Source organism: Paenibacillus xylanexedens, assembly GCF_007676705.1.
GTDB classification, from domain to species: Bacteria; Bacillota; Bacilli; order Paenibacillales; family Paenibacillaceae; genus Paenibacillus; species Paenibacillus xylanexedens_C.
This window is the reverse complement of sequence record NZ_VEBF01000001.1, coordinates 342033-368305: the sequence shown is the minus strand read 5'-3', so window position 1 is coordinate 368305 and position 26273 is coordinate 342033. Positions and strand designations below refer to the sequence as shown.

Sequence of the window (26273 nt, the reverse complement as noted above, 5' to 3'; positions counted from 1 at the left end):
TAAATTATTCGAAGGAGTGGAGCACATGTCTGAAATTATCGAAAAACAATACAATGAACCTGAATATATCGCACCTCAATCTGTTCAATTGGGTACAATTCACATCTCGAACGATGTGCTGTCCAAGATTGTGGGGATGGCTGCTCAGAACACGAATGGTGTATCCTCCATGTCTGTTGGACTGACTGAAGGAATTGCCAAGAGTATCAGCGGCAAGAGTCTGCAAAAAGGGATTGACGTACACGTCAAAGACGATCAGGCAACCATCCAGTTACGCATCAACATTCAATATGGCAACAAGATGCACGAGGTCTGTCGTGAACTTCAACATAACGTTCAACAGGCTGTAGAGCAATTAGCTGGCGTTATGGTGAATGAAATTAAAGTACAAGTCGTCGGCGTATCCATGCAGGAGACGGTATAAACGGAATGTAAGGATAAACGATTGGCAAAAACAGCACCTTCCCAATTAACAACTTAACTGGGAGGGTGCTGTTTTATGTTTGCGGTAGTAGGTGGGGGCTTCACCCATCACTTTTTTGAACATCTTGGAGAAAAGCAATTGATCCGTATAGCCCACCGAGCGGGCAATATCACCAATGGTCAGACCCGGATCAAGGGTCAATTCGGCTGCCCTGCGCATCCGGTAATGGACCAGATATGACTGAATACTGCTTCCCATCTGATCCTTAAACAGAGAGCACAGATAACTGCGCTGCAAACCGACATGGGCCGCGATGGACTGAACGGTAATGGCATTGGCATAGTTCATTTCAATGAAGTCCATTACCTGCGTTACGTACGTTTCCTTCGAATAATCCGGCATGGGTTGAAGATGCTCTGAATTAGCCTGATCAATCAAAATAGAGAAGAATTGATACAGCAGACCAGTCATGCTAATCTCCCAGCCTTTGTGAGTATTACGCGAATTGATCATTCGGTGCAGACAGGATCGCATCTCGTCATCCTCATTTCCCAGCTCAAAAATCGGGTGATGCTCTGACAGACAGGCTTGCTGTAAGAAGGATGGACTATTGCTGCCTTGAAAAGCAACCCAACTGTATTCCCATGGGTCATCCTGATCTGCTTCGTAATGCACGACGGAATGCGGAACGATTAGAAATCCTTGTCCTTTGCGCAGGGTATACGTTTTGCCACCAACTTCGAAGGTGCCTTTGCCATTCAAAATATAATGAATTTTGTAATAGTCTCTCATCGCGGGGCCAAAGTGGTGACCTGGTGTACAGGCTTCGGTTCCATAATGAAGGAGCTGAAGCTCCTGAAAATGATTGTTCTTGAACATATACGTAATCAAGGTTATTCACTCCTGAAGATTTCGTCTCATCTTGCATTTTAACATGCTACATATCTGAAAAGATTAAGAATCTAACAATAGTATATATAGATAACAATCATTTTTCCATATGGTTATAGTGAAATGCCATATCGTTTTGGCAGAAAAATGTCTAAGATGAAAAGGAATTCAACAAACCTTACAGGAAAGTGAGAATAACGATGCCCTATACTGCGAGTGAACAACGATATGATGAGATGAAATATGTACGCTCAGGCAAATCCGGAATCAGACTGCCGCAAATTGCGCTGGGTTTATGGCAGAACTTTGGTGGCAACCGTACATTGGATATTCAGGAAGAGATGATTTTGCGTGCCTTTGACCTCGGAATTAACCATTTCGATCTGGCGAATAACTATGGCCCACCTCCAGGATCAGCCGAAGAGAACTTTGGTGTGATTTACAAAAAACATCTGCGTCCTTATCGGGATGAACTGCTTATCTCGTCGAAGGCAGGCTATCACATGTGGAGTGGACCTTACGGCGAGTGGGGCTCCCGCAAAAACCTGATTGCCAGTCTGGATCAAAGTCTTGGTCGGATGGGGCTGGATTATGTAGACATTTTCTATCATCACCGTCCAGATCCGGATACGCCATTGGAAGAAACGATGACGGCACTGGATCATATCGTGCGGCAAGGTAAGGCACTGTATGTGGGCTTATCCAATTATAATGCAGAACAGACGCAAGAAGCGGTAACCATTCTCCGTCGTCTGGGTACGCCATGTCTGGTTCATCAGCCAAACTACTCAATGCTGAATCGTTGGATTGAAGACGGTTTGCAAGACGTACTGGATGAGCAAGGCGTAGGTTCAATTGCATTCTGTCCACTCGGCCGCGGTCAGCTGACGAATAAATACGTCGACAAGATCAAGACAGAACGAGCCAATCCAACAGGCCAATTGAAAAAAGAAGCATATACAGACGAGCGGATTGCCAAGTTCGATGCGCTTCAGGCGGTTGCCGAGCGAAGAGGACAGACGATCTCCCAACTGGCTCTGAACTGGATCTTGCGCGGTAATCGTGTTACCTCCGCACTGATTGGTGCAAGCCGTGTGTCCCAGATTGAAGAAAACGTGGCTGCGCTCCAGGCACCGGATCTGACAAAGGAAGAGCTTAATGAGATTGAGAGCATTCTGGACGGAATGGGTAATTATCCTTGGTAACATACACAGTACAGCTAGGTAAAAATTATAGTTAGATTCTCTTATAAAAGTGGCACCTTCCTGAGGAGCAGGTAGGTGCCACTTTTAGTTATGTCATTTTCTTTATAAGAACAGATCTATTATAATGGGAGTTATCGTTAATTGACCTATGTTTATTTTTTCAGAATGAGCCTAGTTCATAGCACCTGGTCCTAGGATTTAGGGTATAATATATAGAAGCTTTACATTTGAACTATGAAGGAGAGGCTCCATTTGAACTTTGAACAGTGGATTTCGCCTGAAAGCTATAACCTGACATCCGAGATGGAGAATCATCCATCAGACCGGATTGCACTTAGATGGCTCAGCGATCAACGAGAATTGGAAGAGATTACGTATGGTGATTTATTCAAGCAGGCGAATCGTCTTGCTGGTGGCTTGCGTGAACTTGGACTAGAGAAGGGTGATCGGGTGTTGGTCATGGTACCACGCCGAATTATTGCCTATGTCATTTATATTGCTTGTCTGAAACTGGGGATTGCTGTTATTCCTTCCTCCGAGATGTTACGGGCAAAAGATCTGGAATATCGTCTGCGTCACTCTGAGGCGCGGGCTGTTATTGTATGGTCCGAGACGACCTCGGAAGTGGAAAAAATGGATGCGGATCTGCCGTCACTTGCACATCGCATCGTGGCATCTCCGAATGGTGAAGTTAGCGTACCTGCTGAAGGTTGGGTCAATGTGCATCAGTTAATGCAGAATCAACCCGATGAGATGGCGGCGGTGGAGACTCACCGTGATGATACAGCAATTCTCGCTTATACATCAGGCACGACTGGTAATCCCAAAGGAGTTGTACATAGCCACGGTTGGGGATATGCCCATCTGCGGATCGCTTCTTCATTATGGTTGGATATTCAGCCATCAGACACGGTATGGGCAACGGCTGCACCCGGATGGCAAAAATGGATATGGAGCCCGTTCTTGTCGGTACTCGGAAGAGGCGCGACCGGACTGGTCTACAATGGATCATTCCAGCCCAAGCGTTATCTGGAGTTGATGCAGGAACATCAGATTAATGTCCTTTGCTGTACACCGACGGAATATCGTTTGATGGCCAAAGCCGATGATCTCGGACACTATGACCTGTCTCATCTGCGCAGTGCCGTGTCGGCGGGGGAACCACTCAATCAGGAAGTCATTGAAATCTTCCAGCGTCACTTCGACCTGACCATTCGAGACGGATATGGACAGACTGAGAGCACGTTGTTAATCGGCAGTCTCAAAGATGCGCCTGTACGCATTGGTTCCATGGGTCAGTCGATTACACCTGGATTGATTGAAATCATTGACGAAGACGGACAACCTGTGCCTGCGGGTGAAGTAGGAGATATCGCGGTACACAAAGAGATGCCAGCTTTGTTCCGTGCCTATTATCAGGATGAGGGACGGAAGGAAGCGAATCAGCGTGGCGATTATTTTGTAACAGGAGACCGTGCACGTAAAGACGAAGAAGGTTACTTCTGGTTTGAAGGTCGCAGTGACGACATCATCATCAGTTCGGGCTACACGATTGGACCATTCGAAGTGGAAGAAGCACTCATGAAACACGCCAGCGTGAAGGAATGTGCGGTGGTTGCAAGTCCGGATGAGATCCGTGGCAATGTGGTGAAAGCATTTGTCGTACTGCGAGATGATTCGCTGGCTTCACCAGAACTGATGCGTGAATTGCAACACCACGTCAAGGAAATCACAGCACCTTATAAATATCCACGTAAGATCGAGTTTGTTACAGATCTGCCGAAGACCAACTCCGGTAAAATCCGCCGGATCGAACTGCGCGAACAAGAAAAACGAAATAGTTAACTCATTTTGTATAAATGAAATTTTGGATATTAAGCCTGCGTAGTGAAAGAGAAGGAATCGATTCTGAAGAAGCGATAGCGCTCGTATTTGTCTCCAAATTTTAACCTTTGAAAATACGATGAAGAAAATTTGGAGACAACGACGATCTAAAGAACGATCCTTCGCTATAACGGCCACTCAGCAGATTCCAAGTCATATTAAAATTTGAAACAGGAGTGAACACAACCATGAGTCAATTTGAACAAACCTTTGAAAAATCGTTAGAACAATACGCAGAGCTGGTTGTTAAAGTCGGCGTGAATATCCAAAAAGGACAGGATCTGCTCGTTACTGCTCCCATCGAAACGCTTGAATTCACACGTCTGATTGTGCAAAAAGCCTATGCGGCTGGTGCAAACTATGTACAAGTGGACTTCGATGATGACAACATTACCCGCAGTCGTTTCCAGCATGGTTCCAATGACAGCTTCGATTACTATCCAGCGTGGAAAGCGGATATGATGGAGAAATTTGCAGAAGCCGGCGGCGCTACTCTGACGATCAAAGTTCCAGATCCAGAACTGTACAACGGTATCGACTCGGATAGCGTTTCCCGGGCTACCAAAGCGGCTGCTCAGGCACGGAAGGGATACGCAAAATATACACGTAACCATGAAATTAGTTGGTGTCTGATCAAGGCACCGACCAAGGCTTGGGCGAACAAAGTATTTGCCGACATCCCGGAAGAAGACCGAATCAACGTGATGTGGGAAACGATCTTCAAAATGAACCGTGTCGATGGCGGGGATGCCGTACAAAATTGGAGAGAGCATCTGGATACCTTGAATAACATGAGTGATCTCCTGAACAAGAAGAATTATAAGAGCTTGCATTACCGTGCGCCAGGTACAGACCTGAAAATTGAACTGGTCCATAACCACATCTGGGGTGGTGGGGGCGGCGAAAATAAACAAGGTGTATACACGGTCGCCAATATGCCGACTGAAGAAGTATTCACCATGCCTAAGCGCAGCGGAGTGAATGGTTATGTTAGCAGCACCATGCCTCTCAATCTGAACGGGCAACTGGTAGACCAGATGAGAATCACATTCAAGGATGGACAGGTTGTAGCGTTTACGGCGGCATCCGGTGAAGAGCATCTGAAGAATCTGTTTGCTACTGATGAAGGTGCGCGTTATCTGGGTGAAGTGGCACTCGTACCGCATGACTCCCCGATCTCCAACCTGAATCGCATATTCTACAATACGGGTATTGATGAGAATGCATCTTGCCATTTGGCCGTGGGAAGTGCGTATCCTTTCAATATGAAAGATGGCACAACCATGTCGAACGAAGAGTTGCTGAAGCATGAGTGCAATGTGAGTTTGACACACGTCGATTTCATGATCGGTTCCGCAGAGCTGAATATCGATGGTGAGTTACAAGACGGTACAATCGAGCCGGTATTCCGCAAAGGCAACTGGGCATTTTAATTTCTTAACAAGTCTTAACTAGCTAGTAGTAGCAGTCGTTAACCAAAAAGTGACTTCAATATGAAGTCACTTTTTTATTTCCTCGTAACGTGGATTACACGGGTCTTACAGGCACACATATCTCGCAATCATGCTGATTGAGCAGTTCCCAACGATATCGTTCTATAACCGGCTTGTTGTCCATCCTATAACCACTTGTGTGCAAATGGGGCATGATCACATTCCATACATGCTGAATATCTTCTGCCGTGTGCTTCACTTTACAGATGAGATAATCTCCGCCTGATAGCTCGCCAAACTCAATAGAATCATCTTCCAGACGTTCAGATTCAGTAATAACTATACAGGCATCATATCTGCAGTTCTGAGGAGGTGTGCTTGCCGGGTCATCTTGGGGAATACCGAGTAAAATTGCTGCTTCATTAAGGAGTTGGTTTTTGTCTGCCCACTGTTTCAACGTATTCATCGCTTGGGCATTAGCTGGACCGTAAGGACCGATTTGTCGAACATAAGCCAGCCGGTATGACGGGAGGTTTTCGATATACATTTCCATGAAAATCTTCCTCTCTGTACGATTTCTCTTACATGTTGAATGCTAACATGGTATAAAAGAAATTGCTTAGGTCATTGTTGAATCCCGGCGACGAAACTCATAGTATAGTGATAATATGTTGGAGGACTGTTCCAATAAACGCGGAGTTCGACGATGAATTTCACATGTTGGATACGTTGATCTATGAAACGTATTAAAGCCACGAGATCGTGGCTTTTTTGCTGTGTCATTTAACTACTTTTATGTTATTCAGCGTGCATTTTGTTGAAGCTAACATATTCGTTAATCGGTTTACGGTAACCGCGTGGGCGTTGTTTGGCTTCCGACTTTTTGCCGATGGTGATCATCATAACCGGTACGTAATGGTTAGGGATATCCAAGCTTCGTTGTAGTTCTTCGGCGTCAAAGCCGATCATTGGACAGGTATCCCAACCACGATCCTGAGCAATCAGCATCAATTGCATGGCGGACAGGCTGGCATTGCGAATGGCATCCTCACGTTGGAAGAATCTGCCGCGAGATTCGTAAAATTCGGTTACACTTTGGGATTCCTGCTCATATTGGAAAGGAGTAAGAGCGCCAAGGTTCAGCAACCCTTCGTTAATGGTGCGGATGTGATGGTGTGCGTTGACATCGCCCAATACGATAATGACTGCAGAAGCTGTTTTTACTTTGTATTGCTGGGAAGCTTCATAGACTTTCTCTTTCTGTTCCTCATCTTTAATCACAAGATAGTGTGTATGCTGCAAGTTGAAGGCAGAAGGTGCGAATTTGTTCAGGGCAAACATCTCTTGCAGTTCAGAATCCGATATTTCAATTCCTTCTTCAAAAATAACGGCTGATCTACGGTTTTTGACCAGATTCTCCAACTCACTCATGGTAGTTTCCCTCGCTTATGTATAATTTATAAACTGACTATAACATACCTAGTTACTTTATGTAAGTATTATTTTTGAATAAGACAAGGTTTGGTTGCCATACGCTAAAATAAAACACTAGAGGTGATTCATGAAAGCTTTTATCACAAAATATAAGGGAGGACATGACCCGCATGAATTTCGGGTCTATGTGATCCAATCTTCGACGTTAAAACGTTTTGTTGTTATGGAGATTATTCTGGGCTCAATCGTGTACAATGTCGCACTGTATTTGTGTCATAATGCACTGCTCGCTGGGGTAGGCTCTTGGGCTGGAACGGAAAGCCTGAAGAGATTGCCACTGGTCTTTAGAAGAATCGCAGGTACATGATGAGGAGTGAAAAGAAAGATTGGAGCAGAGGAGGGCCAGTTTCGGCCCCATCTCTGCTTCAGCCATGCTTCTTTTATCTTGTTCAATAACTCGCTAAGCGTTGTGTTCAAACCTACCTTATTTGGCACGTTCCAAATACTGCTCCAGCGTAAGTTTCTGGCTGGTGATCTCACCAGCAATATATACACCTACATAACGTACATGCCATGGCTCATAAGAGTAACCTGTTAATTTCTCCTGATCTTTGCCGTAACGGATAATGAATCCGTATTTGTGGGCATTGGCTTTCAGCCATTTGCCTTCTTTGGTGTTGCCGAAGCTTTGCTCTAGATCATAACCGGCCGATGCGCTTGAGATATCCATTGCTAGACCCGTTTGATGTTCACTTTGTCCTGGACGAGCACTTGTTTTGTTGGCAACAGCTTCACCTTTGATGCTGGCATTACGGTCAAAAATAGATTTCTGGGTCGCATAAGAGCGATAACCAGAGACGGCTTTAATATCGATGCCGTCTTTTTTGGCAGCGGCGAATAATTTTTCAATAGCCGTTGCAGCCACTTTACGCATCTGTTTCTTCGGACTGGAACCTGAGAAGCTAAAAGGAATATTAGGTACAACCAAATCTTGAGGTGCATAAGTCGAAGGCAGATTTCTCTTTTTATTGACCAGTACAACTGTACTGGACACATTGGTCACGGTTGCCACATTTTTTATCGTTTTGATTGTACGACCAGGTGCATTATCATGCAGAAATTGAGTGAAGCTGGAGCTTGCTGCAGATGCGACAGGATTCAGGATTGAAGTAATAGGAAGCGTAGTAAAAGCAGAACCTGCTACAACAGAACCTATGAGAATTGTGGATATGATGGATTTAGAAGTAAAAGATTTCATGATGTGTGTTCCTCCTCGGATTATATGAATCTATATACCGAGTATACTAGAGGATTATATCCATAGGTTCTCCAATTGTTTCCGAGTTGTAAACAAAGTTTGCTAGAGTCTTCTTTTTGCAACGCTGATAGAGGCATATAAAGAAAAGAACATTAAAAAACCGTTGCATTAGATGCAACGGTTTTTGATGTGAAGAGAGATAATGCTAGATTACTTCAAGTATGCTGGAGACTGTGTTACAACGTGCAGGCGTCAGATCCACCGGAGCTTCCCGCAGTTACGGCACGGGTATCGCGAACACGAACATTGGCGCTGAGTACACCAGAATCACTGCTTAATTTGAAAGAAGGATAATTTTCTTCCGTATCCAGCTTCATGTGTTGTTCAAGATTCAGCTGCTGCTTCGGATCAACATAGAACGGGACCAGATTGGTTTCAATCTGCGCGTCGAGAGCTGCAAGTTCGTCGACAATGATAATAGCGATAACTCCGTTACATCCGCAACCTTCCAGGTCATAGATTACTTTGAAATATCCAGGTTGGTCATTCAGACTTTCCGTCAAGCGTTTTGCAGCCAGATCTGTAATTTGAATATACATATGGGTACACTCCTTTATATGTTGTCATGGTTGTATATGGTAAAAGAAATCATTCAGCTTCTATTCCCATTATACCACTTTGTCAAAAATCAAAGTATTTATTTTCTTGACTGATCAGTCCGAAAAAGGTATTCTTTACTTAATGAACAGGGAGGTGAGGTCTAAAATTGGGAAGAGCCAAGGCGTTTGACACGGAGACCGTTCTAAGAAAAGCAACGTTTGTATTCGGAGCCTACGGTTATGAAGGCACATCATTGAGCTTACTGCTGAGTGAACTTGGCATTGCGCGGCAAAGCTTGTATGACACCTACGGAACCAAACATGATTTGTTTGTCTCTGCTCTTAAATTCTATATTCAGCAGAAGACAGAGGCGGGGATCAGACTATTAAATGAATGCACAAGTGTGAGGCAAGGCGTGACACAATTGTTCAACGAAGTGGTTAACGTGTTGACAGACGATGAACGTCGCAATGAATGTTTCATCATTAATAGCGCGGTTGAACAGGCACCACAAAATCACGAGATCGCAGCCTTTATTCAAATGACTAACCAACAAATGGAAGATGTTTTTCATACTGCGCTGCTACGAGGACAGAGGAATGGCGAGTTGAAGCACGCAGAGGAAGAATTGCCCGGCCTTGCCCGGTTTTTGAATTATTCCCGACTCTCATTGACCTTTACAGCGAAGAGCGGTGCAAGTGCAGAAGTACTGCGAGAGTTTGTACAGATGACTTTAAGGGCCATGGACTAATGTTTCACAGGATTGATCATAAATGCTTATTGGTTTTTTGAAAATGAACGCTTAGGGCGTTTATTTTTTGAATATTATAGACTGATTGGTCTGGAAAAAGAATATCAAACAAACTATAGGAGGAATGAAGAGATGACACAATCCCAGCAGCTGGAAGCGGGCAATAGTGTACCACATCAGATTATGCATGGATTTACTCAATTGCTACTGGAGGGAAAATTGGAACAGTGGATGGAACTATATACAACTGAAGCTATCTTTGAATTCCCATATGCACCAGAAGGATACCCTCAGAAACTGGAAGGCAAAGCCGCAATTTCGAATCATCTACATAATCTACTGGGGATGGTTGAAATCCAGCAGTTTTCCGAACCGGTGATTATTGCTGATTCCACGAAACAACAGTTTGTGGCCGAATTTACTTGTAAAGGGCGTTCATTCGTTACAGGCAAGCCATATAACCAAACTTACATCTCTGTAGTGAGCCACAAGAATGGAAAAATTACACATTATAAAGACTATTGGAATCCGATGATCGTAATCGAATCGGACTTAGGAGGAAGTAAACATGATCAATGATAAACCGTTGACACTTATTACAGGCGCTAATGGGAAGACAGGAAGCCGTGTTGCGGCCATACTTCAAAAGCAACAATATCCGGTGCGTTTGGCAGGAAGAACTAAAGCATCTTTTTCTGGTTCTGGTGATAACTATGTATATTTTGATTGGTATGATTCCGAGACTTATGCTCCGGCACTGAAAAATGTGAACCAGGTGTACCTTGTCGTGCCAGTCATGGACATGACCCCAGAAGACGTCATGATTCCGTTCATCAAGGAAGCATTGTGGAGCGGCGTTAAGCGATTTGTCTTGCTTGGCAGTGCTTCAGTTAATGAAGATGGTCCTATATTTGGCAAAGTACATCAGTATCTAAAAGCGCATGCTCCGGAGTGGGCTGTACTACAACCTTCCTACTTTATGGAGAACTTTACGGAGGGACCACATTGGGAGACGATGAAGCAATTCGGTAAAATCTACAGTGCTGCGGGTGAGGGTAAAATCGGTTTTGTCAGCGCAGATGATATTGCAGCTGTTGCCTTCCGAGCTCTGACAGATATGGTCCCTCATAATACAGCCCATATCATTACGGGACCGGAAACATTGTCTTACGGGCAGGTTGCCGACATCATTAGTCGTATACTGGACCAGTCTATTCAGCACGAATCTTTGTCCGATGATGAATTGAGGAACAGCATGATTCAAGCCGGGATGCCCGAAGACTATGCAACAGTTCTGGCTGGGTTGGATATTTTCATCCGTGAAGAAGGCCGGGAAGATCAAGTAACGGATACCGTGCTGAGATTGACGGGGAATAGCCCCATTAGTATCAGTCAAGTATTTAATCGTTTTATACAATAAAATCGAAGGCATCATAAAAAATAATAGAAATCTTGGAAGAAATTCTGTGGAGTAACAAGAAGGCGGTGCCCGGAGGCCCGTCTTTTTTTGCTGATTTATCAAACATTTGCAATATCCGTCTTGTTCAAGTGGATATCAATCGCACTGCACCTGTTCAATACCAATGATTATATGAGGGTACTTTTGGGGAAATAGATGAGAATGAATGTTTGATAAAGGAGAGAAGAGTCTGGATGATTCAGTTCGAAAATGTATCTAAACAATACCCTGATGGAACTACGGCTTTGCGTCAGGTTAACCTCAACATTAACAAGGGAGAATTGTTCGTCATGATTGGTCCGAGTGGATGTGGCAAAACCACCATGCTCAAAATGATCAATCGCCTGATTGAACGAACAGATGGAGCGGTGCGCATTAATGGACGCTCTATCGATGAATACAACATTCATGAATTACGCTGGAATATTGGATATGTGCTGCAACAGATTGCATTATTCCCGCATATGACCATTGCCGAAAATATTGCGGTTGTCCCAGAACTCCGGAAATGGAAATCAGATCAAATCAAGGAGCGTGTACATAATCTGCTGGACATGGTTGGATTGCACGGAGATACGTACAGTGAGCGCAAGCCTGCCGAACTATCCGGTGGACAGCAACAGCGAATTGGTGTGTTGCGTGCGCTCGCTGCCGATCCCGAGATTGTATTGATGGATGAACCGTTCAGTGCACTCGATCCAATGAGCCGCGAGAAATTGCAGGACGATATTCTGGATATCCAGCGTCAGATGAAGAAAACGATTGTATTTGTCACCCATGATATTCAGGAAGCGATGAAGCTGGGGGATCGCATCTGCATTATGAAGGATGGAGAAGTATTGCAGGTAGGCACTCCGGAAGAGTTAATCCAGCACCCAGCCAATGACTTCGTACGTGAGTTTGTCGGAAGTCCTAATGCCGATACAAGTTCAGAATCTGGATTCGATCTCGAATCCATCATGTCACCACTCTCACCTGGTCATGTGCCAAAATCAGCCAAAACGGCCGTTCCCGTATCCATTTCGTTAAATGAATTAGTTGATATCATGGCTTCCCATGACCATCTGCTGGTTGAAAGTAACCGCCAGATTATTGGCGAGATCAGTCGGGCTGATCTGATGAAATATTGGTCCGGTCAGTTGCAGGAGCGAGGTGATGGACATGAGTAGATTCACGGAGGTGTTCAGCGAGCGTAAAGGTCAGTTATTGTCTGCTCTTCTTGAACATATTCAGATCTCATTTATCGCGTTGTTCTTTGCTGTCCTAATCGCCATCCCGCTTGGTATCTACTTGACACGCAAGCCCAAAGTCGCTGAACCGATTATTGGAGTTACGGCTGTATTGCAGACGATACCGTCCTTGGCACTTCTCGGCTTGCTTATTCCGCTATTCGGTATAGGTACACTTCCAGCAATCATAGCACTGGTGGTGTATGCACTGCTTCCGGTACTTCGCAATACGTACACTGGCATCTCCGAAGTCGATTCTTCCATGGTCGAAGCGGCGAATGCGATGGGCATGAACAGTCGACAACGTCTGATCAAAGTGGAACTGCCACTGGCGATGCCTGTCATTATGGCCGGAATTCGGACCGCGATGGTCCTCATCGTAGGAACGGCGACACTTGCTGCCTTGATCGGCGCAGGAGGCTTGGGTGCATTAATCTTGCTGGGCATTGATCGGAACGATACAGCATTGATCATCCTTGGTGCTGTTCCAGCCGCATTGTTGGCCATTTTGTTTGATGTACTGCTTCGCCAGTTCCAGCGCTTGTCTTTCAAGAAAACATTGGTTACCTTGGGTTCGCTGGCTCTGATCGCGATACTTGTGATCACCATTCCCTTTTTTGCGAGGGGAGGACAGAAGGATCTCGTGATTTCCGGGAAATTGGGGGCGGAACCCGAAATTCTCATTAATATGTACAAATTGCTCATCGAAAAAGACACGGATTTAACGGTTGAATTGAAGCCTGGATTGGGCAAAACACCATTCCTGTTCAATGCCCTCAAGTCGGGGGATATCGATATCTATCCTGAATTCACAGGGACAGCCATCTCCGAATTCATGAAGGAAACGGCTGTGAGTACGGATCGAAAAGAGGTCTACGAACAAGCCAGAGACGGAATGTTAAGCCAGTTCAATATGGTGCTGCTGAACCCTATGGATTATAACAATACGTATACGTTGGCTGTACCACAGAGCATTGCAGATCAATACAGTCTCAAGACCATTTCGGATCTCAAACCGGTTGAGCAGCAGATCAAAGCAGGGTTTACGCTTGAATTCTCTGATCGGGAAGACGGATATCTTGGCATACAGAAGAAATATGGCATTCAATTCCCGAACGTGGCGACTATGGAACCCAAACTTCGCTATGGTGCTCTTCAGCGCAGAGATATCAATCTCGTTGATGCTTACTCCACAGACAGTGAGTTGAGGCAGTATGAACTCGTTGTGCTGGAGGATGATCAGGAATTGTTCCCGCCGTATCAGGGCGCGCCCATGCTTCGTAAAGAGACGGCCGATCAATATCCACAACTGGTTGAGGTGCTGAATCAGCTTGCTGGCAAAATTACGGATGACGAGATGCGTCAGATGAACTATGACGTGAACGTAGAGGGAGAGAATCCTGAACAGGTTGCAGCAGAGTACCTTAAACAGGCTGGATTGCTGTAACTTCAGGCATCCCTGCAATAGATGTACCAAAAGGATGAGGAGGAACCATGATGACTCAAGAAACCTATGACCTGATTGCAATTGGAACAGGGAGCGCAGCAAGCTCTGTAATCACCCGTTGCGCTGAAGCTGGATGGAAAATCGCTGTGATTGATGAGCGTGAGTTCGGAGGAACCTGTGCACTGAGAGGCTGTGATCCCAAGAAAGTACTGACTGGAGCGGCTGAGCTGATTGACTGGAATGAGCGGATGCAAGGGAAAGGAATTCAAGGTCAGGCAAGAATAAACTGGTCTGATCTGATGGCATTTAAGCGGACTTTTACCGAGAGTATTCCTAGAGCAAGTGAGGATCAATTCAAGCAGGCCGGAATGGACACGTTCCATGGAAAAGCTTCATTTGTCGATGAAGACCATATCCAAGTTGGAGAAGAAATCCTTCATGGCAAACACATCCTGATTGCTACCGGTGCAAGACCAGCGCCACTTGAGATTGAAGGGTCAGAGCATCTTATATATAGTGATGACTTTCTGGATCTGGAACGGCTTCCGGATCGACTAGTTCTGGTAGGGGGTGGATATATTGCATTTGAGTTTGCTCATATTGCAGCCAGAGCCGGGACGGAAGTCCATATCCTGCATCGGAGTGATCAGCCGCTAAAATCATTTGATGCGGAGCTGGTGGAATCTCTGTTACAAAAATCGAAAGAGATCGGCATCCACGTTCATCTGAACGCCGAGGTGAAGTCCATACGACAAGAGGGGGATGCTTATGTCGTTCACGGCACACGCAATGGTGCAGACCACCAGTGGCAGTGCGGACTTGTCGTGCATGGAGCAGGGCGCATTCCCAATGTGGATGGACTTGAACTCGAGAAAGGTAACGTCAGCTACAGCAAAAAGGGGATTGCGGTGAACGAGTATTTACAAAGTGAAAGTAATCCAAGAGTGTATGCTGCTGGAGATGTGACCGACACAAAAGGGTTGCCTTTGACTCCATTAGCAGGTCAGGAATCCCGGGCCGTATCGTTCAATTTGTTGGAGGGCAATCAACACAAACCGAATTATACTGTCATGCCTTCCGTTGTGTTTACTGTCCCTGCACTTGGGGCTGTGGGGATGAGCACGGAACAAGCCAAGAAAGAAGGCTATGATGTGCAGGTAAATGATATGTCGAAATGGTATACTTACAAGCGAACTCATGAAAAAATGGCTATGGCCAAAGTGGTGATCGACAAACCAACGGGCCGCATTCTAGGTGCGCATGTGCTCGGAAGCAAAACAGAAGAATTGATTAACCTTTTTGCGATGGCGATTCAGTTCAATCTGACCACAGACCAGTTAAACAGCATGAATTTTGCGTATCCTACGGCTGCATCGGACCTGAGTTCTCTAATATAGAAGTGATGATGAGCCCCTTTGGGACTAAAGGAAGGATGAGAATAACGATGTCGGAATTTATCGGATTTCATACAGGGAAGTGGACTACGGAACCCGTTGCTGCGCGGATGGACGGGGATCGTTTCGTCGTGGAAGCTCAGGAAGGCAGTGACTTCTGGGAGAACACATTCTATGGGTTCTGTCATCGGAATGGACACGCTATGCTTGCTCCATGGGATGGAAGTGAAGCGATTGAAATATCGTTTGATCTAAGCTCATTCACCGAATTATATGATCAGGCTGGATTAATGTTATGGCATGGAGACGATCAATGGATCAAGGCTGGTGTTGAGGTCAATGATGGCGTAGTTCATGTTGGAGCCGTCGTGACAAATACGTATTCGGATTGGTCACTCTCGCCTGTACCAGAATGGGGTGGACGAATCGTAACGATTAGAGCCTCATACAGTAACGAAGCAGTCATCATTCGTGCTCGGACAGATGAGCATCCTTGGCGAACAATACGAGTTGCACGATTTGCCCATCCAAACAACAAGCACGCGGGTCCATTTCTGTGTTCACCCAAGCGGGCAGGTTTCGAGGTAGCCTTTACCAAGTGGAGTTCCACGGCACCTGATGAAGACTTGCATACAGATCCACCGATTACGGATTAAAACAAGTTAAGATGCACGATAAACAATGAAACATGAACAGGTGTATCTGGCTTAGAAAGCAAGACAACACAAATAAGCAAGTCTTCCATCAGCGGAGGACTTGCTTATTTTCGTGTTCAAACATCGGACTATGAAGAGGACCTCAAGGTACCATTTCATAAACACAGGGTTAGCGAGTTTTTTCGCATTTACCGCAAAGGTTCCTTGCGAACTTTTTTGAGTTTAACGTTTATTTACTCGTGTCCGTATCCAGGGACTGGGTATCAGTCTCTTTTTCACCCTCATCATCATTGGACTTATTGAACTCAAGCATACGCTCCTCGTAATCGTCCAGGAACCATAACGGGTCCATACTGTCTTCCTCACCGTTGTAATTAATCACGATTTCATCGCCAGCTTTGATGTCTGTATACGCGTAGAAGTCAAAGGTGTGGTTATCAAAATTGATATCGTAAGTAGCGTTAGGTTCATAGGAGTGGTTGATGAGACTGCCGTAGCCGAGCAGAATGGCGGTATGATTCGCCCCATATTCGAAAACGTAATCTTCCAAAATTGTTTTTTCGACATGCTCATGATCTTCATTTGGGTAAGGCACAACGGGTGCCTGATGGATAAGCGTTCCCTTGGCAATATCAACGGTAGCAAATACTCCGCGATTAAATTCACCGCCATCACCCAACTTGGATTGTTTTACTTCGATCATAATCTTCACCTGATGCTCTTCGAAGAGCTCCGTTCTATATAGTAGTAATTCGTTAAGGCAAAATTTTACCCCATACTTTCATATAAGGCAAATTTCAGACAAAAAGGTGTAATATTTTTTAATATGGCGTTGAGTTGTGCAGGATATAACGCTTATAATATACAAAGAATTAAGTCTATATAGAAAAGGTGTCATGAATGAGCATATTAAATGTAGAAAAATTAAGTCACGGTTTTGGTGACCGTGCTATCTTTAACGACGTTTCATTCCGCCTGTTGAAGGGCGAACATATTGGTCTGATCGGGGCCAACGGTGAAGGTAAATCCACCTTCATGAACATTATTACAGGCAAGCTTCAACCGGATGAAGGCAAGGTGGAATGGTCCAAACGGATGCGTGTTGGTTATCTGGACCAGCATGCTGTATTGAATAAAGGCCAATCGATCCGTGACGTACTTCGCGGCGCGTTCCAGTATTTGTTCGACATGGAGCAGGAAATGAATGATATGTATGGCAAGATGGGCGATGTTACCCCGGAGGAACTTGAACAACTTCTTGAAGATGTGGGTACGATTCAGGATACACTGACAAACCAGGATTTCTACATGATCGATGCCAAAGTGGATGAAACCGCACGTGGTCTGGGTCTGACAGATATCGGCCTGGATAAAGACGTCAATGACCTGAGTGGTGGACAGCGTACCAAAGTACTGCTTGCCAAGCTGCTGCTGGAAAAACCCGATATTTTGCTGCTCGATGAGCCTACGAACTATTTGGATGAATTGCATATCGAATGGCTGAAACGTTATTTGCAGGAATATGAGAATGCTTTTATTCTGATCTCTCATGATATTCCGTTCCTGAACAGTGTAATCAACTTGATCTATCACATGGAGAACCAAAATCTAACTCGCTATGTGGGCGATTATGATCATTTCCAGGAAGTGCATGAGATGAGAAAACAGCAGCTTGAATCGGCGTACAAACGCCAACAACAAGAGATTGCTGACCTCAAGGACTTTGTAGCGCGGAACAAAGCAAGTGTAGCTACACGCAATATGGCGATGTCCAGACAGAAGAAGCTCGACAAGATGGATGTCATCGAGATCGCCAAGGAGAAACCGAAACCGCAGTTCAACTTCCGTGATGCAAGAACATCCGGCAAGCTCATTTTCGAAACCAAAGGTCTTGTAATTGGATACAACGAACCGTTGTCCAGACCACTGGATCTGCGCATGGAACGCGGACAGAAGATTGCCCTCGTTGGTGCGAACGGAATCGGTAAAACAACCCTGATGCGCAGTATTCTGGGTGAAATTCAAGCTCTGGAAGGAACCGTTCAACGTGGTGAACATCTGGAGATTGGTTACTTCCAGCAAGAGATCAAGGATGCCAACTACAATACCTGTATTGAAGAGATCTGGCAGGAGTTCCCTTCCTATACCCAATTCGAGGTGCGTGCTGCACTTGCAAAATGTGGTTTGACTACAAAACACATTGAGAGCAAGGTAGCTGTACTAAGTGGTGGCGAGAAGGCTAAAGTGCGTCTCTGTAAGCTCATCAATAACGAAACGAACCTGCTAGTACTCGATGAGCCGACGAACCATCTGGACGTAGATGCCAAGGAAGAGTTGAAACGTGCGCTCAAGGCTTACAAAGGCAGTATTCTTCTGATTTCCCACGAACCCGAATTCTACCGTGATGTTGTTACGGAGACTTGGAACTGTGAGTCGTGGACAACAAAAGTATTCTAAGGTAATGTAATACGTGCGAGCTTGCGAACAAGCTCGAAGCGTGAGAAAAGGCGCGAATTTTGCTTGCAAAACAGGCAGAAACCGCGCCTTTTTTGCGTGGTTTTAACGAAAAATGTTTAAACCCAATTCACAGTTGACAGCTTGAATAAGGCAATAATATAATTCAGGAAAGCGATTACATTTATATATTAAAAACCTGTTTCACTGCATAGGGGCAAAGAAAACACGGTATTCCGTATGGGTATCATTGCACTTAGAAGGGAAGACGGGTCTTTTTTTGCACTCCAATGAAACCGGTTTCATTAAAATAAGGAGGTGGACAAAAGCTCGTTACTGACCACTGGTTGCTGAGTATAGGCTGAACAACAACACCGCGCATACAAGAACCATGCTTTCATCTTTCACGCCAAAGGAGAGAATGAACATTGGATAAACTCAGGAAACCCATGATATTTATGTTATCTGCAACACTTGCGCTGTCTTCCGGACCGTTGATGCTGCCGAGTAAGGCGTATGCCGACTTGAGCAGTATACCCGCCACGTTGTTGCAGGACGATTTTTCGGATGGGAATTACACGGAATCACCCACGTGGAACGTAAGCTCAGGCAATTGGGAAGTACTCGCTGACCCGACAGATACGTCCAACTCCACGCTTTTCCAGAGCGATACCAATGAAGGCATCATCTCTACTGGAGGCTCCATGTCGGACATGACCGTGTCCATGCGCTTTTACACGGGAGCCGGTCAGGGGTATCCGGGAATATTGCCGCGGTTTCAGGATAAGAGCAACTTTTACTATTTTCAAATGCAGATTCCTAATAATAAACTCGTTTTCTCCAAACGGGTAAACGGATCAGACACACCTCTGAAAACGGTGGATTATGCGTTTGCCAAAAACACATGGTACACACTTAAAGTGGTGTTATCAGGTACCACCATTCGCGGGTATATCGCCGAAAACGGCTCCGATCGGTTGGTATTTGATCTGGTCGATACTACATACGGGTCAGGTACCGTGGGCATTCGGAATAAGTGGCAGTCGGTACATGCAGATGACGTGATCATTGCGGAGCATCCGCCTGAGAACGATATACAGCTCTCCATTGCTGAGCAGACGGCGTCTTCGGTTTCACTGCAATGGTCTGAAATCGCGGGTGCATCAGCCTATCGCTTGTATCGTTCCTCTACGCCTGAAGGCGGTTATTCTCTGATAACAAGTACCGGATCTTTGGGACACACGGATGAAGGATTAAGCGGGGATACGGTGTATTATTACAGGCTCGCTTATGAATACGGAGGCCTAACCGAATCACTATGGACTGCTCCGCTAGAAGTTCGGACGACTGCGGCGGCACCACAGGCTCCTGGCGAATTAAAGGCCGAAGCACTTAACGCGACCAGCGTTCAGCTGTCTTGGCCCGCTGTGGATAAGGCGACTGGTTATCGCGTGGTTCGGGCCGAAGCTGGCAGTGAGCAGTATGAGCAGATCTATGAAGGGAAGGGGCTTGTTTTCACAGATGAAGGGCTTGAGCCTGGCAACAGCTACAGCTATCGCGTAACAGCCTATAACGCAGCTGGGGAGTCAGCATTCACTGTTGCAGAAGCTACGACTTACTCCATTGACTCTCCAGCAGAGTTCGCTGCCACAGCTGTGACGGACACATCAATCTCTCTGGGGTGGAATGTCCTGCCTGGATCTGATGTAACGTATACCGTGTCCCGTGCAACCAGTGCTACGGGTACGTATCAGCAGGTCTATAGTGGCAATGAAAACACGTTTAACGATAGCGGTCTGACGATGGGCACAGGATATTTTTACATCATCCAGGCGACCGTGGACGGCGTAACTTCTCCAGCATCCGCACCGCTTGGTGTTGCCACAGTTCGCACAAGCATTACACCAGGGCAATTGTGGCCAGATCTGGACGGGAAGCCGATTGATGCGCATGGGGCTGGTTTTTTCTATGATGAACAGACGGAGACCTATTACTGGTATGGCGAATATCATAAGGGCGGCTGGCCAGCTGTTGGTGTGCGAGTGTATTCATCCAAGGATCTGATGAATTGGACGGATGAAGGCATGGCTTTAACAACACTTCAATCCATGGATGATTTTGACAATGACCCGTTGATCTCCAAATTGTATGCGGGGCGTGAAGACCGCGTGGATATCTGGGCAGATATCCGCAAAGGACGGATTATTGAACGACCAAAGGTCATCTACAACGACAAAACGAAGAAATACGTGATGTGGGCCCACATGGACGGCGACAAGGACCCCTATAACGATAATGCGAATTACGGTAAGGCGCGAGCCGGTTATGCGATCAGCGACTCTCCAACAGGGCCTTTTGTATATCAGAAGAGTTACCGGATGGACAGAGCTCCCGAAGGGGAGAAAGATTATTTCCCAAGCGATAAGGGCATGGCACGTGACATGACGCTGTTCAAGGACGATGACGGTACCGGTTATCTGATCTACTCCAGCGAAGAAAACCTGACGTTATATATCTCCAAACTGAATGAAGACTATAGTGACGTAACAGGGTGGCATAAGGAAGGACGAACGGATGACAAAGGAAATCCGATACGGGATTCCACCTATCAGGCACAACACGGCGTCGATTACGTGCGGGTGTTCCCGGGAGGACAGCGCGAAGCGCCGGCGATGTTCAAGTATCAGGGGAAATATTATATTTTGACCTCTGGAGCTTCCGGCTGGGCCCCTAACGAAAACAAAGTGACGGTGGCGGATAACATTTTTGGCCCGTGGTCAACGCAGACCAATCCGTTTGTGCGTACGTTACCGAGCGATCCCGATCCAGGCAAAGCATTTGGCACGCAGACCACATCCGTCATTCCGGTCGATCCGGAAAAAGGCAAGTTCATTTACGTGGGCGATACGTGGAATGGTGGCAATTTCTCGAATGACGCTGCAAAATACGTGTTCTTGCCAATTGAGTTTGGAATAGGCTCCGACATTGCCATCAAGTGGTATAACAGTTGGACACCTGATCTGCTGAATTCGATGGGTAAGGTGGATATCGCTGATCCGTTGCCAGAAGCCGTGGCACTAGGCAAAGTACCATCCCTGCCAACGACATTGAATGTGCGCGACGGTGGTGAACTGGTGTCAACGCCAGCAGTATGGACAATTGATAACCGGGCCATGACAGCAGAAGATTTTGCTAAACCAGGACCGCTCACGTTACAGGTCACTACACCGGAATATAACAACAAAAAGCAGGCGGTTCGTGTAAACGTTATTCCGGAGAATACACTTTATTTCGTGAACAGCGGAGGTTACGAAACGGCTGATTACAATCTTATGGGTGCCTATATGAAAGGAACGCTTGCCAACCCGGGAACGGCGGATCAGATGTACGCTCCGGCCGAGGGACGCAATTGGGGTTATGTGAGCGCAGATGCACTGGCATCCGGTTCGAATGGCGGGGATATATTCTCGACCGTACGATATCTGAACGGTGGCAATGTCAGCAATTCTCCCAAAGGCACGGACTTAACCTATACATTTGATATGCCAAACGGGACATACGATGTCTACGCCGGATTCAACGATCCGTGGACCAATGCATCGCGCAAAGCGAACTTCCTTATCAATGGCACCAACACTGGTGCAGTTACTTTTACGCCTGCCAGCGTTAGAACCCACAAAGGCATCAGCGTGTCGGACAACAAGCTGGAGTTGACCGTGCGCAATACGGCATCGCAGGACCCGATGATTAGTTGGATTATGATCGTTAAACCTGACGCCGCGCCACCTGTCAATGACAGTGCTGGTCTCAATGCTGATACGTTGGATTCAATGAGCGCAAGACTTCACTGGGATGCTCGTCTTGGTGCAGCAAGCTACAAGCTCTACCGCTCAGATCGTGAGCAAGGGGAGTATACGCTGGTCTATAGCGGCAATGGACGGGAGTACACAGACAGTGCACTGAATCCTGGCACGGATTACTATTATAAAGTGGAAGCTTTTGATGCGTCTGGGCAATCCGTGAGCGGTTTATCTTCCGCTTATCAGGTGCATATGGTTCAGCAGACCGCTGCCGATATAGCTACAGGCATTACGGCACTGGAACAGCCTTCCGCAGGTGCAAAAAAACTGAAGTTCCCATCCTTGCCACAAGGTTTCACGGTGACGATTGCTTCCAGTTCGGTACCATCTGTCATTCAAACTGATGGAACGATTGTCCCACCATCTAAGGAAACAACAGTAACCCTGGAGTTGGTAATTACTCGAACTTCTGACGACAGTAGAGCCCTGACTGTACCGTTGACGGTGAAGGTGCTCGCATCAGTTCCTTCCCCTGGAGGCACGGACCCTGGTTCGGGCGGTAGTCCAGGCGGCAATTCCGGTGGAAATCCGGGAAATGGTTCTGGATCGGCCAGCAATGGCGGACAATCAGGAAGTGGTAACCCAAGTGCAGAGAATGCGGTACCACAACCTAAACCGGAGAAGGACCGTTCTGTTCTGGAGTTGCAGGGACAATCAGATCAGAAGGGTGTAGTGCAGTCCAACGTGGATGTTTCAACGATTAAAGAGGCTTTTAAAGTTGCCCCTGCAACGGATGCGGGTCAGCGCTTGGTCGAACTTCGGCTGAAGCCGGTCTCAGGAGCAAACGCATATGAACTGTCCCTGCCTGTCTCTGCGTTGTTGGATCAAGACGAGTCACACGTGCTCAACATCGTTACGGAACTGGGGACGTTGGAGCTTCCTGCACAGCTGATACCGAAGGATATGGTGGGTGACGGGATTGCATCAATCCGATTGGTCAGAACGGAGCTGCCGAAAACAGTCGCAGATCAGCTTGGTACGCAGTATGGAGTCCAGCTGGAACTCCAACTGGATGGTCATCCATGGGCATCGGGAAGCGAGTTGACGCTGCGTCTGCCTTACCAATCATCAGACGATACGCAACAGGATCGAATTGTAGCGTTTGTCATTGGCGCGAACGGTGTGGCAACTCCATTGCCGCAAAGTCATTACGATCCAAACAGCGGGGAGATTGTATTCTCCGTAACGTCACTTACAGGAAATTATGCTGTTGTGTCTGTGGAGCAGACATTCGCAGATCTTGCAGAAGTGCAGTGGGCCAAGAAAGCAATGGAGGCTTTGGCTGTTAGAGGTGTAATTGATGCAGAGGCAAGCGGTGATTCCACGCAGTTGTATCCAAAACAAGGGATGACCCGCGGCCAATACGTGCAGTGGCTGATGACAGCGCTGGGCTTGAATGCTGCATCAGGTAATGCGTTCTCTGATGTGAGCGAGACGTCTTCTTACTATGAAGCGGTTACAGCTGCTCATTCACTAGGCATCACCAGCGGTACCGGTGACGGACGCTTCTTGCCAGAGTCCACGATCACCCGTCAGGAAATGATGACGTTGACTGTGAGAGCCCTTGAAGCGGCCGGACTGGTTGACGCTGAGTCGGCTGCATCGGATAGTCTTACCCTTTTCCGCGACGCTTCTGCGATTGGTTCTTACGCCCGGGATAGCGTGGCATTGCTTGTAAATCTGGGTATTACCCGGGGGTATAACGGCGAGGTGAAACCTCTTGCCGAAGCAAATCGAGCTGAAGCGGCTACGATGCTATATGCGATGATGAGCAAACTGGTATGGAATAACTGACGATATACAAGAATTGTAGAGTGTGAAAAAGAAGGCTTACTTTGACCTGAAACGCAGGTCGGAGTAAGTCTTTTTGCGTTACCTTAACAGAGGTGGATTCGCACATATTGTTCCTTTATCAGCGAAACTGATAAATGTCATAAAATCATTGAAATTGACCCTAAACACCCGGTGTGTTAGGTTTTAGAGAGAAGAAATTAAATTAATGTGATCATTTTAGTCGGAATTAAAATCGAAGCAATGCGCGAGGTGGCAAACAGTGGAACTTCAAGTGACAAACAGCCCTTTTAATCAAGAACAAGTTGAACTGCTTAATCGTCTTATTCCTACATTGACCGATGGACAACGTACTTGGTTGAGCGGATATATTGCAGCAATTCAGACAAGCGCGACTATAGCGGCTCCAGCTAACCTGGTACAGGCTGCACCAATTACAGGAATTGCACCTGTCAGTGCTCCGTCAGTGTCCCGAGAAGTTACCGTGCTTTTTGGTTCACAAACCGGGAATTCCAGTGGCCTATCGAAGAAGCTGGCCAAGAAACTTGAAGAGCAAGGTCTTCAGGTAACGTTGTCATCGATGGGAGATTTCAAACCGAACGGACTTAAGAAAATTGAAAATCTCCTCATCATCGTCAGTACCCACGGCGAGGGTGAACCACCGGATAATGCGATTCCGCTGCATGAATTCCTGAACAGCAAACGGGCTCCGAAGCTTGAAGGACTTCGTTACTCGGTTTTGGCTCTAGGGGACACCTCTTATGAGTTCTTTTGTCAGACGGGTAAAGACTTCGACAAGCGATTGCAGGAGCTGGGTGGTACAGCCCTTGTACCACGCGTGGACTGTGATGTTGACTTTGATGAAGCAGCGGCGGAATGGATGAATGAAGTACTGGCCTCATTAAGCAGCACATCGGCTGCTACAGGTACAGTAACCACTGAAGCTGTCACAGCTGCGGTAAGCGGCGGGGATTCCGAATATGATCGCACGAATCCATTCAAGGCAGAGGTACTGGAAAATCTCAATCTGAATGGCAGAGGATCAGACCGTGAAACACGACACATTGAATTGTCTTTGGAAGGTTCCAACCTGGATTATCAGCCGGGAGACAGCCTTGGTGTATTCCCTGAGAATCACCCACGCCTCGTGGATGAAGTCATTGCAGCCATGGAATGGAATGCCGACGAGCGTGTGACCGTGAATAAAAATGGGGATCAGGCATCTGTGTACGAAGCGTTGCTGCGTTATTTTGAGATTACAGCCGTAACGAAACCGGTTGTGGAACAACTGGCGAGACTGAATCCTGAAAGTGGCCTGACAGCGTTACTCGCAGATGATTCCGAATTCCGCACGGTCATGAACAGCTGTGATCTGCTGGATCTGGTTCAGGATTATAATGTGAAAGGCATTCCTGCCGGAGAATTCGTAGCTGCTCTTCGCAAAATTCCGGCACGTCTGTACTCCATAGCGAGTAGCTCGAAGTCTTTCCCGGATGAAGTTCATCTGACCGTTCGTACGGTGCGTTATGAAGCGCGTGGCAGAGAGCGTTACGGTGTATGCTCAGTACATCTGGCTGAACGAATCGAAGCTGGCGACACCTTGCCTGTATATATACAGCATAACCCGAATTTCAAACTGCCTGAGAACCCGGACACGCCGATCATCATGGTTGGCCCAGGTACAGGGGTAGCGCCGTTCAGATCTTTCCTTGGTGAGCGTGAGGAAACTGGCGCAGAAGGTAAGACATGGCTGTTCTACGGGGATCAGCATTTCTCCACCGACTTCCTGTACCAGACCGAATGGCAGCGTTGGCTCAAAGATGGTGTGCTCACGAAGATGGATGTAGCCTTCTCCCGTGATACGGAACAGAAAGTATATGTACAACATCGCATGCTGGAGCACAGCAAAGAGTTGTACCAATGGCTCCAGGAAGGGGCAAGCGTATATATCTGTGGTGACGAGAAAAAAATGGCACATGATGTGCATGCTGCGCTTACCACGATTCTTGAACAAGAAGGCGGCTTATCGCCTGAACAGGCATCGGAATATCTGACACGGTTGCAACAGGATAAACGTTATCAGCGGGACGTCTATTAATTACC

General features: G+C 46.6%; 21 protein-coding genes. 15 read left to right on the top strand and 6 right to left on the bottom strand.

The features are described 5' to 3' along the window. The first annotated feature begins 25 nt into the window (after window positions 1–25). A complete protein-coding gene (locus FS628_RS01485) occupies window positions 26–424 on the top strand; it encodes an Asp23/Gls24 family envelope stress response protein (RefSeq protein ID WP_145317999.1) in 399 nt (132 codons plus the stop codon). Between the two features lie 45 nt (window positions 425–469). On the opposite strand, the gene FS628_RS01480 is transcribed toward FS628_RS01485, so the two are convergent. Next, window positions 470–1315, bottom strand: a complete 846-nt coding sequence (locus tag FS628_RS01480) for an AraC family transcriptional regulator (protein ID WP_145317996.1) — start codon at window positions 1313–1315, stop codon at window positions 470–472. Between the two features lie 200 nt (window positions 1316–1515). On the opposite strand from FS628_RS01480, the gene FS628_RS01475 reads away from it, so the two are divergent. The 3 genes from FS628_RS01475 (at window position 1516) to FS628_RS01465 (ending at window position 5837) form a co-directional block, all read left to right on the top strand. Beyond that, window positions 1516–2520 (top strand): aldo/keto reductase, encoded by a 1005-nt coding sequence (locus FS628_RS01475; protein WP_145317993.1) that lies wholly within the window; start codon window positions 1516–1518, stop codon window positions 2518–2520. A 234-nt stretch (window positions 2521–2754) separates the two neighbouring features. Next, complete coding sequence (gene mbcS, locus FS628_RS01470; protein ID WP_145317990.1) at window positions 2755–4365, top strand: acyl-CoA synthetase MbcS; 1611 nt, start codon at window positions 2755–2757, stop codon at window positions 4363–4365. A gap of 227 nt (window positions 4366–4592) precedes the next feature. Continuing rightward, window positions 4593–5837 (top strand): aminopeptidase, encoded by a 1245-nt coding sequence (locus tag FS628_RS01465; RefSeq protein ID WP_145317987.1) that lies wholly within the window; start codon window positions 4593–4595, stop codon window positions 5835–5837. 94 nt (window positions 5838–5931) lie between these two features. Here FS628_RS01465 and FS628_RS01460 read toward each other — a convergent pair whose 3' ends face one another. Both FS628_RS01460 and FS628_RS01455 read right to left on the bottom strand, forming a co-directional pair. Next, a complete protein-coding gene (locus FS628_RS01460) occupies window positions 5932–6390 on the bottom strand; it encodes an AraC family transcriptional regulator (protein ID WP_145317984.1) in 459 nt (152 codons plus the stop codon). Between the two features lie 245 nt (window positions 6391–6635). Next, a complete protein-coding gene (locus FS628_RS01455; RefSeq protein WP_145317981.1) occupies window positions 6636–7268 on the bottom strand; it encodes a nitroreductase family protein in 633 nt (210 codons plus the stop codon). 130 nt (window positions 7269–7398) lie between these two features. On the opposite strand from FS628_RS01455, the gene FS628_RS01450 reads away from it, so the two are divergent. Then, on the top strand, window positions 7399–7638 hold the full coding sequence (locus FS628_RS01450) for a hypothetical protein (RefSeq protein ID WP_145317978.1): 240 nt from the start codon (window positions 7399–7401) through the stop codon (window positions 7636–7638). 117 nt (window positions 7639–7755) lie between these two features. On the opposite strand, the gene FS628_RS01445 is transcribed toward FS628_RS01450, so the two are convergent. Continuing rightward, window positions 7756–8529 (bottom strand): M15 family metallopeptidase, encoded by a 774-nt coding sequence (locus FS628_RS01445; protein ID WP_145317975.1) that lies wholly within the window; start codon window positions 8527–8529, stop codon window positions 7756–7758. A gap of 236 nt (window positions 8530–8765) precedes the next feature. Beyond that, window positions 8766–9128 (bottom strand): iron-sulfur cluster biosynthesis family protein, encoded by a 363-nt coding sequence (locus FS628_RS01440; protein ID WP_145317972.1) that lies wholly within the window; start codon window positions 9126–9128, stop codon window positions 8766–8768. A 167-nt stretch (window positions 9129–9295) separates the two neighbouring features. Here FS628_RS01440 and FS628_RS01435 point away from each other — a divergent pair, with 167 nt between their 5' ends. From FS628_RS01435 to FS628_RS01405, 7 genes are all read left to right on the top strand, one after another. After that, on the top strand, window positions 9296–9880 hold the full coding sequence (locus tag FS628_RS01435; RefSeq protein WP_145317969.1) for a TetR/AcrR family transcriptional regulator: 585 nt from the start codon (window positions 9296–9298) through the stop codon (window positions 9878–9880). A 132-nt stretch (window positions 9881–10012) separates the two neighbouring features. Then, the gene (locus FS628_RS01430; protein WP_145317967.1) at window positions 10013–10459 is read left to right on the top strand and encodes a nuclear transport factor 2 family protein; all 447 of its coding nucleotides are present in this window, start codon (window positions 10013–10015) and stop codon (window positions 10457–10459) included. Beyond that, a complete protein-coding gene (locus tag FS628_RS01425) occupies window positions 10449–11300 on the top strand; it encodes an NmrA family NAD(P)-binding protein (RefSeq protein WP_260870896.1) in 852 nt (283 codons plus the stop codon). The genes FS628_RS01430 and FS628_RS01425 overlap by 11 nt, the downstream gene beginning before the upstream one ends. 233 nt (window positions 11301–11533) lie before the next feature. After that, entirely contained in the window at window positions 11534–12508 is a 975-nt protein-coding gene (locus FS628_RS01420; RefSeq protein ID WP_145317964.1) for an ABC transporter ATP-binding protein, read from the top strand. Continuing rightward, on the top strand, window positions 12501–14015 hold the full coding sequence (gene opuFB, locus FS628_RS01415; RefSeq protein WP_145317961.1) for an osmoprotectant update ABC transporter permease/substrate-binding subunit OpuFB: 1515 nt from the start codon (window positions 12501–12503) through the stop codon (window positions 14013–14015). The genes FS628_RS01420 and opuFB overlap by 8 nt, the downstream gene beginning before the upstream one ends. 50 nt (window positions 14016–14065) lie before the next feature. Then, entirely contained in the window at window positions 14066–15412 is a 1347-nt protein-coding gene (locus FS628_RS01410; RefSeq protein WP_145317959.1) for a dihydrolipoyl dehydrogenase family protein, read from the top strand. A 47-nt stretch (window positions 15413–15459) separates the two neighbouring features. Beyond that, complete coding sequence (locus FS628_RS01405) at window positions 15460–16065, top strand: DUF1349 domain-containing protein (RefSeq protein ID WP_145317956.1); 606 nt, start codon at window positions 15460–15462, stop codon at window positions 16063–16065. Between the two features lie 229 nt (window positions 16066–16294). On the opposite strand, the gene FS628_RS01400 is transcribed toward FS628_RS01405, so the two are convergent. Further along, window positions 16295–16768, bottom strand: a complete 474-nt coding sequence (locus FS628_RS01400) for an SET domain-containing protein (RefSeq protein ID WP_145317953.1) — start codon at window positions 16766–16768, stop codon at window positions 16295–16297. Window positions 16769–16965: 197 nt separating this feature from the next. Here FS628_RS01400 and FS628_RS01395 point away from each other — a divergent pair, with 197 nt between their 5' ends. The 3 genes from FS628_RS01395 to FS628_RS01385 all read left to right on the top strand — a co-directional run bounded on the left by FS628_RS01395 (window position 16966) and on the right by FS628_RS01385 (window position 26268). Continuing rightward, window positions 16966–18522, top strand: coding sequence for an ABC-F family ATP-binding cassette domain-containing protein (locus tag FS628_RS01395; RefSeq protein WP_145317950.1), 1557 nt, complete (start codon window positions 16966–16968; stop codon window positions 18520–18522). Window positions 18523–18968: 446 nt separating this feature from the next. Continuing rightward, window positions 18969–24173: an S-layer homology domain-containing protein gene (locus FS628_RS01390; RefSeq protein ID WP_260870895.1), complete on the top strand. Its 5205-nt coding sequence runs from the start codon at window positions 18969–18971 to the stop codon at window positions 24171–24173. A gap of 259 nt (window positions 24174–24432) precedes the next feature. After that, window positions 24433–26268, top strand: coding sequence for an assimilatory sulfite reductase (NADPH) flavoprotein subunit (locus FS628_RS01385; protein ID WP_145317944.1), 1836 nt, complete (start codon window positions 24433–24435; stop codon window positions 26266–26268). Window positions 26269–26273: the final 5 nt, after the last annotated feature.